At 37.2% G+C, this 9,744-nt stretch carries 12 protein-coding genes; all 12 read right to left on the bottom strand.

All coding sequences use genetic code 11. The annotated features are described in order from the left end of the window. Positions 1–121: 121 nt before the first annotated feature. A complete protein-coding gene (locus BMW45_RS16985; protein ID WP_092246724.1) occupies positions 122–994 on the bottom strand; it encodes a transglutaminase-like domain-containing protein in 873 nt (290 codons plus the stop codon). A gap of 15 nt (positions 995–1,009) precedes the next feature. Continuing rightward, positions 1,010–1,711, bottom strand: coding sequence for a DUF5710 domain-containing protein (locus BMW45_RS16980; protein ID WP_092246721.1), 702 nt, complete (start codon positions 1,709–1,711; stop codon positions 1,010–1,012). Positions 1,712–1,791: 80 nt separating this feature from the next. Further along, positions 1,792–2,622: a Fic family protein gene (locus BMW45_RS28760; protein ID WP_092246719.1), complete on the bottom strand. Its 831-nt coding sequence runs from the start codon at positions 2,620–2,622 to the stop codon at positions 1,792–1,794. 31 nt (positions 2,623–2,653) lie between these two features. Then, positions 2,654–3,088 carry a TnpV protein gene (locus tag BMW45_RS16970; protein ID WP_092246717.1) on the bottom strand — a complete coding sequence of 145 codons (435 nt, stop codon included), beginning with the start codon at positions 3,086–3,088 and terminating at the stop codon, positions 2,654–2,656. Positions 3,089–3,303: 215 nt separating this feature from the next. Further along, positions 3,304–3,540, bottom strand: coding sequence for a hypothetical protein (locus BMW45_RS16965; protein ID WP_143057060.1), 237 nt, complete (start codon positions 3,538–3,540; stop codon positions 3,304–3,306). Positions 3,541–3,633: 93 nt separating this feature from the next. Continuing rightward, complete coding sequence (locus BMW45_RS16960) at positions 3,634–3,981, bottom strand: hypothetical protein (RefSeq protein ID WP_092246711.1); 348 nt, start codon at positions 3,979–3,981, stop codon at positions 3,634–3,636. A gap of 21 nt (positions 3,982–4,002) precedes the next feature. Further along, positions 4,003–4,167 (bottom strand): hypothetical protein, encoded by a 165-nt coding sequence (locus BMW45_RS27950; protein ID WP_166433407.1) that lies wholly within the window; start codon positions 4,165–4,167, stop codon positions 4,003–4,005. A 21-nt stretch (positions 4,168–4,188) separates the two neighbouring features. After that, positions 4,189–4,626: a hypothetical protein gene (locus tag BMW45_RS16955; protein ID WP_092246708.1), complete on the bottom strand. Its 438-nt coding sequence runs from the start codon at positions 4,624–4,626 to the stop codon at positions 4,189–4,191. Between the two features lie 37 nt (positions 4,627–4,663). After that, a complete protein-coding gene (locus tag BMW45_RS16950) occupies positions 4,664–4,918 on the bottom strand; it encodes a hypothetical protein (protein ID WP_092246705.1) in 255 nt (84 codons plus the stop codon). 31 nt (positions 4,919–4,949) lie between these two features. After that, on the bottom strand, positions 4,950–5,297 hold the full coding sequence (locus BMW45_RS16945; protein ID WP_092246702.1) for a type II toxin-antitoxin system Phd/YefM family antitoxin: 348 nt from the start codon (positions 5,295–5,297) through the stop codon (positions 4,950–4,952). A 231-nt stretch (positions 5,298–5,528) separates the two neighbouring features. Beyond that, positions 5,529–9,557 carry a M26 family metallopeptidase gene (locus BMW45_RS16940; protein WP_092246699.1) on the bottom strand — a complete coding sequence of 1,343 codons (4,029 nt, stop codon included), beginning with the start codon at positions 9,555–9,557 and terminating at the stop codon, positions 5,529–5,531. Positions 9,558–9,586: 29 nt separating this feature from the next. Next, positions 9,587–9,733: a hypothetical protein gene (locus BMW45_RS27945; RefSeq protein ID WP_166433406.1), complete on the bottom strand. Its 147-nt coding sequence runs from the start codon at positions 9,731–9,733 to the stop codon at positions 9,587–9,589. Between the last annotated feature and the right edge of the window lie 11 nt (positions 9,734–9,744).

Here is a 9,744-nt window from a genome sequence, read left to right as displayed (position 1 = left end):
ATTTAATTAAAACGCTCCACTCTCGCTCATGAACGATTTAAAAAACTAAAACAAAAAAGAAGTAACCAGTCAGCAAATTGCTAAATGATTACTTCTCTTTTTCTGTATACCTATTCAGTTATTAGTTACCGAGTCCATCTACATGTCCGTCCCAACTCATGAACTTTTCTTGAATTTCGGTTTCACTCATTCCCGAATAAATCCTTTGATAATACTCAACCCAGGTTATTTCTCCCGCTTCGGCCTGTCTCTGCCATTCCACTTGCTGCATCTGATCTTGATACCACTGGCTGCTATTTACTTCATTCGCATACCGATTATATTCTGTATTATAGTCAACTGGAATAGTGTAATTACCATTAAACAAAGGTGAAACCATATACGGATCAACTATGATCCATTGTTCATTAATCTTTACCAAACAAGCCGTATGCATCGGTCCTGCACTGTAAGTTACACACTCTAAACCCACATATGAAGCAAGACGCTGAAAATCTGATGCAAAGTTCATGCAAACTCCTTTTCCATACTGCAATACTGGAAAAGAACTTGCAACTGGACTGCCCTCAATATTTCCACTCTGGCCATTAGCAATTCTTTTGAATACCCTTTGAAGTCTGGTCAGTTCATCACTATGAATCCAGTCAAAGCTGTTTACAAACTCCTGTAAAAGAGGTAATGCTTCTGAATAATCAGCTTTATACCCTCCAGCACTGTTTTTTGTTCCGATTGTTTCTCCTGGGTAGAGGATAGATTCTTTTAAAAAGTATTCAGTATCAGTGATTTCCGGGTGTACATTATTAAATACTGGCCCTCTCCCAATAGTTACGCTGCCACCATTATTAAAGCTCCATGTCAAATTATTCGTATTACTCCAAATCCCATTACCATCCAAACGACTACCAAATTGTGCTGCATATGCCGGAAAAGCATTTCCTGCTAAAGTTGCCATTGTAATTGCCATGGCTGCAATCTGCTTCATTCTTTTCCTCATAATTATATCCCCCTTCTATAAATCCATAATGCTTATTTTAAAATCCAGAATTTCTATTTTCTTGTTCTCATCAAGTATAAATTGATCATAGGTATAAATCCCGTCACCTGTATAATACTGTGTGAACAAACCATCTTCACTTAAAAATATTTTAAATAATTTAAAATCTTTTGGTTGTGGCACACCATTACAATATAAAGTGTCTAAGTAAAACGGCCCTCCCGGAATTTCGTGCAACAAGCTAAACTTCAAAACTGCTCCACATTCCCAGCAGTGATTCGCGTAACAACTAGAAGATTCATAATAATATCCAAATCGTTTCTTTAGATAGTTTTCAAAACGGTTATGGTTTCTTTGCTCCTCATCTGACCCAAACAAAACCTCATCTTCTCTTTGTATAAGACGAATAAATTCATCATGATAATCCCACTTCTTGATTTTGCCACTCTTTGTCACTTCTACTTCAAAGTGATTTTGAATAGCAAAAGCAATTACACTTGTATTTTTATTACACTTGGGACATTTATATTTTGTTCTTACTATATATACCCAATCACATATGATATCATCATTTCCAAGGTAAGGATACCATCTAAGAAATTTTTGATAATTATTTTTATTTGCGACATACCATTGTTTCCTGCCATTATCCCATACTGCCCCTAATTTTTTTGCCTGTTCTCTTTCTTCATATGGAACCTGTAAATAAAGTGGCATATACTTACCCCTAACTCACAATGATAATTTTGCTTTCTTTATTTTACCATATATTTCCTTCTAGGGGTATAGCAATTTTACTAAAGTTCTATATCTATGTTGTTGTCTGGCACATAAGAGCTTCCCGAATTGCTATCTTGTCTCTTCTGATCCATATTAGCTTTCCAGTCAGAATCAAATGCTGGCGTTTCAAAATCTTTACCAAATGGCTGCGGTTTATCGGATTCTTCTATTTCTTCTCGACTCATTTCAAACCGCTGCATAATGCTGTTTTCTTTATCACTTAAGCTTTTGAAAAAAGCACTTAATCTATTAATATCCTGATTTGCCAACAACTCAAAGTAGTCTACCCTATCATCTTTAGGAATAACAATTGGAACCTGATCCTCCTTAAGAAGCAAATAATTGATTAAAAGACGACCCGTCCTTCCATTACCATCACTAAATGGATGAATCCGTTCAAATTGCAAATGAAAACTGGCTGCTTTTTCAAATACGTTTTCATATTCAGTATGGTCTATATTATGCATCAGATACATCATTGCCTGCGGCACCTCATTCGGTAATGGCGGAATATGTTCTGCTCCTCTTATAAATACACTTCCTTTTCTATAATTATCAATTTCATCAATATTTTTATTTACAAGTGATGCAATGTGACAAACAAACGACTTTGACAATGGCAATTCCAAGTTTTCTAACATATAGGAAAGTGCATATTTATGGTTAATTGCTTCATATAACTCTCTGGGAGATGTTTTAACCTTAAATGAATTATCATTCCACAAGATAGCATATGTCTCACCATAGCTTAATGTATTGCCCTCAATTGCATTTGAATGGTAAGTACTTCTGGTGATAAAATCCTCAAAATATTCTTGATTACTTTTTATTACATCCTGAAAACGCATTGATTATTTGCTCCTCTCGCTATATTCTAACTTAAACATAAATCAGTTCATTGGCAACAATTTCATCCACCTGGTTGATCATATTATTGAGTGTCTGAAGATAATCAAAATAGTCTTCAGTTTGTAAATGCCGATAAGGTTTCATTCTCTCTTCTAACAATTTCTGATGCATCTCTAAAGCTTCCTCTTGCACATCCAAACAATGCTGATGCAGTTCCATTGTCATGGTCAGCTCTGACCACAGCACCATTTTGTGATCCTTAATATAATTAAGTCTCATCATCCCCCACTTTGACAGGCTCTGTTCTGATTCTTCCATAACAATATTAGGATAAAAAATCCCACTTTCCGGTTCTTCCACATAAGTAAGTCCATTCTCATCAAAACACCTTAATCCGGAATCCGAATCAGTATAATATTCTCTATTTTCCTCTGTTAGTACAGTTTGCATCATCTCTTTATCCATCTTAATCCTTTCTCTGAGCTGTTAATTCAGCTTATTTATTCTTATATTTCTTTTTGATTTTTCTTATTGTCCATAAAGCATAAATAGTATTATATAATATACCTGTGACAATCATAGTTATAGCAAACACAATACTTTCTTTCAAAATTTAAAATTCCTTTCTTCGTTAAATGCTAATTTCCTTGACTAGACTTATGCCCCGTCGAATATCAGCTTTACTTCTGGGGCCACTCAATCTCCTCCCCACATTTTCCGCAGAAAACTTTATTGAAAGAGTTCATCACATCTGATCCACAATGAGGACAATAACCTTGTAGATCGCATTCAGTTGGTGCCCATACACAGGAAACCGTCTTGGGAATGCTTTTACAAATATCCAATTCTTTACACTTTCCAGTATGTATACTTCCTTGTGTTATATTTAGCATATCTTTATCTTTTTCATCAGCCAAGTAAGTATTACCTATTTCATCTATAAACATTAAACAGTTATCTGGTATTTGTTTTTTTTTTTAAATAAGTTCACTTTTAACCTCCTATAAATATCAGTTTAATCGCCAAGCCCTTAATGGGTTTCTCCTGGCTTTGTTGAAATACGCTTCATCAACAAGCCCTCTTTGCCGTTTGCCGTCGTAATAGATGAGCCTGCGAGTACCGTCCTTATAAGCATATATTTCTTCAATTTTTACTACTTTGTACCAAGTGCGGCTTTCAGTGCTACAGTCTATCGCAATCAAATTTCCTACTCTATGAGTTATTTCATCAAATGAAAGTTCTTGCCCAAGGCGAGCGCTATTAATGTATTCACCTGGCAGTTGTTTTGGTTGTTTATCACGTATAAAATCGAATGAAAGTTGACCTTCGCATTTATATTTAGATAATAATGCATTCATAATTCAAACCCCTTCATAATACTAATTGACTGTCACTTCATCGTAATTCCATTCCATATGACCAAATGCAGCCTCTTTACCAGCCTCCTCTATTTCTTTTACAGTAGCGTTGTCTTCTACTTCAAATGTGAATTCACAATCTGATCCATCTATGTCTGTTCTAATTGTTCCAACGAATCTACGCATATCCCTTTCCTCCTGAAAATTCTAATTTAACTGAACTTCTCCTATCGTTGGTGGAATTAAATCAAATGAAACATCTTCGCCTGATAATTTTCTTTTTTCCCTTCTCTCCCACCACTCTTTGTAAAGATTTTTATTTCGACTATCCACTTCCTCTTGTGGTATTTTTCTTATATCTGTGCATTTTGAAAAATCATCATAATTTATAAATCCAAATTTTTCTGCCCATTCTAATATCTCTTGCTCACTATCATTGCTGACATATGTATAATAGATTCTTTCAACATCATTCAAAACGAATGAATAATAATTAAAATCATCTGCAATTTCAACTATGTGATATAATTCTGGTTTTTCCTGTTTTTGCATCAACTTCTCACATTCTTCATATGACAAATCAGTAGCCACAAGCATTTTTACTTTTCCGTCATTAAATACGATTTTATATAGATTATTTTTCATACAATCTCTTCCCTTTACTAAGTTTCAGTTTAGTTAATTATTGCGGATAATCATAATATTTTATGGTATTATCAAAATCTTCATAGACAACATACACATGTTTTATTTTTTTGTGTAAAAAGCCATATTTCTCTACGGCTCCTAAACTTGTTTTATATAGTTTGGCTTGAGTTGAAGCATCGAGTAAAAAATTATCGCTTTTATTCATTTTTTTTACTAATACTCCTTTTACTTTAACTGTCTTTAATAAATTTTTCTTAAATAAATCATATTCTACTATTCCATTTTTCATAATTTTTATCTCCTCTAAATGCTAATTCCTATTAAATAATACCCTCAGCTTTTATTTTTTCAAGATACTTACCTGCACATTCCTTACAAACCCCATGCATCAGTTCACCCTGAGACGGAAAATCCACTCTCTCAGTAATTGGAAACTCATTTTCACACATTACACATTTAAATGTATCCACATAAATTCCATGTTCCAAACAATGCTGCTTATATCTCCGTAATTCATCATACACATCAATATGCATAACTACATGATTGCCTTCTCCATTAACAGTAAGAAACACTGGCTCCTGATCTTTATCAATTTCCTTCAAATACTTAGAAATATGAGTTTTAAAATTTGCTGCTGAAACTATCGTTGTTCCTTTTTTTAACATTTAAAGTTTCCACCTTTCAGAGCTTAAATCTATTATATTAATTATAATATACCACATTTAAACTCTAAGGTCAAGTATAATTCAGGTCTTAATTTAGGTCTTAATTATATTTTTTATTGTTAGAGGGTGGTCGATCCACCCTCTAACGATTGGAAGTAATCTTAAATTTCTATATTTGGTTGTCAAGGTGCAATAATCCTATTACATCTTAATCAAAATCTTATTCTCTTGCTATTGAGTTTGAATCACACCATCAATTACCCATACACCATCAGTATTTACTGTATAACCCTCTGGAGTTGTTGCATTTTTCATAAGTGAACCTTCTGGATTTGTATCACTCTTTATCTCAGTAAAGAAATAACATTTTCCAGATATCCAATGCCAGCCAGTGAACATAGCTCCCTGCGTATTGTCTGATATCGGATTTAGATAATATACATGGCTATCTGCATTTGTGTACCAGCCTGTTACCATGTGACCTGTTTCAGAAAATCTAAACCAATTCGCTTTTGGCTGACTTCCTGTAGAATATGGATTACTAATATACGCCCATTCATCCGTATAAGTCCGATTGGTTGCAAATATCCATCTTCCATCTGCCGTCTGTGTCCAGGTTCCTGTTACCGATCCGGCCGGAGCTGCTGGTCCCTGGGTATTCCCTGTTGTAGTTACTCCCACTGACCGGAAGCCACCTCCGCTTGAAGAACCGCCTCCGCCACCCCCGCCTCCGGAGCTACTGGGATAGGTATTATCAACTACCTTCACATTAACCGTCACCATACAAACTGCTGTTTTACCATTATCAACTGCTTTTGCTTGCACTGGTATTTCAATTGTGCCAATGTATGGATGTTTTGAAATTGTTTCCTTGATCCACTCTGAATCTAAGTTAGGGGAAACATTTCCGTTAACAACATTAAGTGCTGCATTGCTGACACTCCAGGTGATAGTTTTGTCATATGGCTTATAAATGCTGCTGTCTGCAAGATTAGGATTCATAGTAGCTTGTAACATCTGAGTATCCTGGCCGATCCAGGTCAATGTTGGACTTGTCCTTCTTCCAGTCTTTGTCAGTGTCAGGTCAAATGTTAGAGCATTTTTATCAAGAGATACACTTTCCGGATGGATAACCGTATTATCTATGGTGGCAAAGTTAATGGTTATATCACACTCTGCCATAACGTGACCATGGGTCTGATCTTCACTGACTGCTGTCACCTTCTCGGTATACGCCGTACTACCTGAAAGCTTTCTATATGGATCTGCAGTCCTAGCAGCATTATCTGCGTTAATTACGTTTTGAATCCATACTGGATTCTGCTGTCCAGACGAATCATATCGTATAGCTACTGAGCAATCCTGTGTCCAATCCCCTGATGGTGCAAGAGTGATTATCTTTCCACTTTCTTGATCCGACCATGTTGCATTTCTTAGAAATGGCTGATTTGGATTTAAAGTTGCTGTTAAACTCACTGGCGCACTGCAGGTAATTGTTTCTGTCGGGTTCAACCGATCTCCTGAAAGTGTTCTGGTTACGGTATAAGCAATATTACTCTTATTCAGTGCTAAACCTTCCACGCGAATTGTTGTTAAATCAATGATCTGAAACGATACTGTTACTTTCGTATTTCCGTAAACCGTCCGATTATCTACCGTTGTTTCCGGATTTGTGGTTGCCGTAACAACTGCATTTTTTCTATATACTGTATTACTGATCGAATTTGCATAACCTGCATTGGCCTGAGCCTGAACTTCTTGGGTTATGATATTCTGGATGAAATTTGACTGCAAATTCGGCATTATCTTAGCATCTGTCAACGTATATCCACTTTCTGAAGTACTCGTAATAAGGTTTGTATCGTCAACGGACCACTGTACAGTTTTATTTACCGTGCTACCATCATTATTATGCTCCGCATGGATGGATACTGGCTGTACTTCAACGCTGGTATCCTGTACTCCACCAATATACCTGGCAATTAATATACCCGATTGATTTTTCACCTCGGTTGTAACCGTTGGATTCTTCCGATCACCGCTCCTGGTCTGTGTAACGGAAATGGTTGTTTCGGCAGGAGTCATGGTCAGCTCCGTTGTTACTTTCTCATACTGAACTTTTAATTCTGTATCGCATTCCGGCATGACAAAGGTATAAGTACCACCGCTAGCATATGTCATGGGTATAACATCACCATGTTCATCTGTGTAAGTCGGTTCAGTATTATATACCATCTGATAACGGTTCCCGCTGCTGTTCTTTGCCGCAGTAGATACACTTACAGATACACCATAAGCCACGGCTGCCGGATGATCTTTGTCAATCTGGCGGTAGAAAGAATTATTGCTGACTGGCATTGCGGTCAAAGTTGCAACATCGGTATCATATGTCCCATTTGCGTTTAATGCATCAATCCTGGGAACGGAAACCAAATACCCACGAACCGGCTCTCCTTGGAAGCCAGGTGCATAGTGATCTAGTCTGAACTTAAATCCATCATAGTACCCGGAAGCAGTGAACTCTTTATTGAGTTTTTGTGTAATAACATGCTTAATTCCAGCTTCCAATTCCTCATAAAAATAGTTGCTGCCAAGTGTTTCTGTTTTTCCAGCAACCAGGTAGTAGGATTTTTCATTATTGCTCCAATATCCAATGTGAGCATCTCTCGTAAACGAATTGTCCCCATCAATATTACTTCCAAATGCAACCTTTGCTTTCGATGCACTGGTTGTAAATAAATACGCAAGGTTATTGTTGGATCCGGTTCCATATGTAAAATTGTTCCCACTCCCACGAGTTCCAACAAATGTACCTTCTCTTGATGCTGTACCATTATTGGTTTTGCCTATATCTCCAGCAAACCGGCCCAGTATCAGATTTCCACTCTCATACTTTCCTACTAAGCCACCAGCTGCAACTGAACCATTTCCGCCAATGGTTCCTCCAACATAGGAATTATAAATATTGATCTGCTTCATTCTGCCAGCAATCCCACCGACATAGCCTTTGCCGGCGATTCTATTGCCATCACCATCATAGGTATATACGGTGTTGTCGATCAGATCCGCTTTACTCGCATTGCCGACAATTCCGCCAACAAAACCGTTAGTTCCTTTTGAGTAAATGACAACACCATCTGCGGTACAATTTTCAATGGTCACATTGTTACTTCCTCCGGCGATCTCTCCGGCGATGCCACCGGCATCCTGTGCTGAAAATACATATCCTTTCACAGTGACGTTGTAAACCGTTGTATCCTTTGATATCATTCCTGCTAAAATACCAGCGTTATCATTTCCATAAATCTCCTCTGCTTCAATGGTCAGGTTTTTAATTGATCCACCCTCTATTGCTCCAAATAACCCGATATTTCGCAAGCTCTGTGTGGAATTTGAAATACGTAATCCTGAAATTGTATTCCCGGCTCCATCAAAATTTCCACTAAATACATTGGAAACATCACCGGCCATCTCTGATGCATTCTGGTACCAGCCTATCGGATTCCAACTGCCAGAGTTTATTTGAATACTTCCAAGATCAATATCATTAGTCAGTTCAAAATAAGTATTCTTAAAGTTCGTCCCGGAAGCCACCAGTTCTGAAAATCCCATCAGCTCTGATACAGATGTAATCTGATATGGTCCTGATTCCGTTCCTTCCCCTTGCCAGTCCATGTCACCGGTCCAGTCTCCCCATAAATCGCCGGTTGAAAAACTCATTAAGGAGATTCCCATACGAATCTGCATGGCTGCATCAACACGCTCTGCATGAGTCTCGTACCAATCCATATACAAGACATATTCAACCGTATCCGGGGAAGCAGTAATTTGTGATACCCATTCCCATAAATCACTGTTTTCTGCATTCCTAAAAAACCATTCCGTAAACTCATCGGTTCCAATCTCTGGCATATCCTCAAAAATATCGTCTTTGACTTGCAGATCTGGCACTTTTGCGTTACTGCCTTTCCCTTTAGAACTGGCATTTGATGGAGTTGAAACTTTTATATCTACATCTTCAGTCTCCTCTATATCCGGATCAGCTATGTCACTGTCTTTTGTATTAGCTTCTTCAACATCTACATACGCCGTACCTGTGCCTTCAGTATCTCCATCACCGATGTCTATATCTGATGGAATATACTCTTCTAGAACAATTGGCATAACAGGTTGAGCCAATGCCGGAAAAATATTTCCAACAGATAAAGCTGTAATCAATCCACAAACAGCCACTCTTGTTAACTTCCCGTTCTTTTTCATTCTTTCTTTAATTCCTTTCTCTCATGCTTTTAATATTCTTGATATTCTCTTATCCATTCCATCTGCTCATTATCCTCCGATTCCTTCTGTTCTGGATTGACCGAAAGAACACAGCCAAAGAAGAAACCAAATAATACAAAAACTGCAATCACTAACATAATCATCACCATTTCCATAAATTCCTTCT

It is taken from the genome of Lacrimispora sphenoides (assembly GCF_900105215.1).
Classification (GTDB): domain Bacteria; phylum Bacillota; class Clostridia; order Lachnospirales; family Lachnospiraceae; genus Lacrimispora; species Lacrimispora sphenoides_A.
This window is presented reverse-complemented; position numbering and strand designations above follow the sequence as displayed.

Coding starts and splice junctions, on each gene's coding strand:
- BMW45_RS16985 (WP_092246724.1), bottom strand. CDS start 994: ATGAGGAAAAGAATGAAGCAGATTGCAGCCATGGCAATTACAATGGCA.
- BMW45_RS16980 (WP_092246721.1), bottom strand. CDS start 1,711: ATGCCACTTTATTTACAGGTTCCATATGAAGAAAGAGAACAGGCAAAA.
- BMW45_RS28760 (WP_092246719.1), bottom strand. CDS start 2,622: ATGCGTTTTCAGGATGTAATAAAAAGTAATCAAGAATATTTTGAGGAT.
- BMW45_RS16970 (WP_092246717.1), bottom strand. CDS start 3,088: ATGGATAAAGAGATGATGCAAACTGTACTAACAGAGGAAAATAGAGAA.
- BMW45_RS16960 (WP_092246711.1), bottom strand. CDS start 3,981: ATGAATGCATTATTATCTAAATATAAATGCGAAGGTCAACTTTCATTC.
- BMW45_RS27950 (WP_166433407.1), bottom strand. CDS start 4,167: ATGCGTAGATTCGTTGGAACAATTAGAACAGACATAGATGGATCAGAT.
- BMW45_RS16955 (WP_092246708.1), bottom strand. CDS start 4,626: ATGAAAAATAATCTATATAAAATCGTATTTAATGACGGAAAAGTAAAA.
- BMW45_RS16950 (WP_092246705.1), bottom strand. CDS start 4,918: ATGAAAAATGGAATAGTAGAATATGATTTATTTAAGAAAAATTTATTA.
- BMW45_RS16945 (WP_092246702.1), bottom strand. CDS start 5,297: ATGTTAAAAAAAGGAACAACGATAGTTTCAGCAGCAAATTTTAAAACT.
- BMW45_RS16940 (WP_092246699.1), bottom strand. CDS start 9,557: ATGAAAAAGAACGGGAAGTTAACAAGAGTGGCTGTTTGTGGATTGATT.
- BMW45_RS27945 (WP_166433406.1), bottom strand. CDS start 9,733: ATGGAAATGGTGATGATTATGTTAGTGATTGCAGTTTTTGTATTATTT.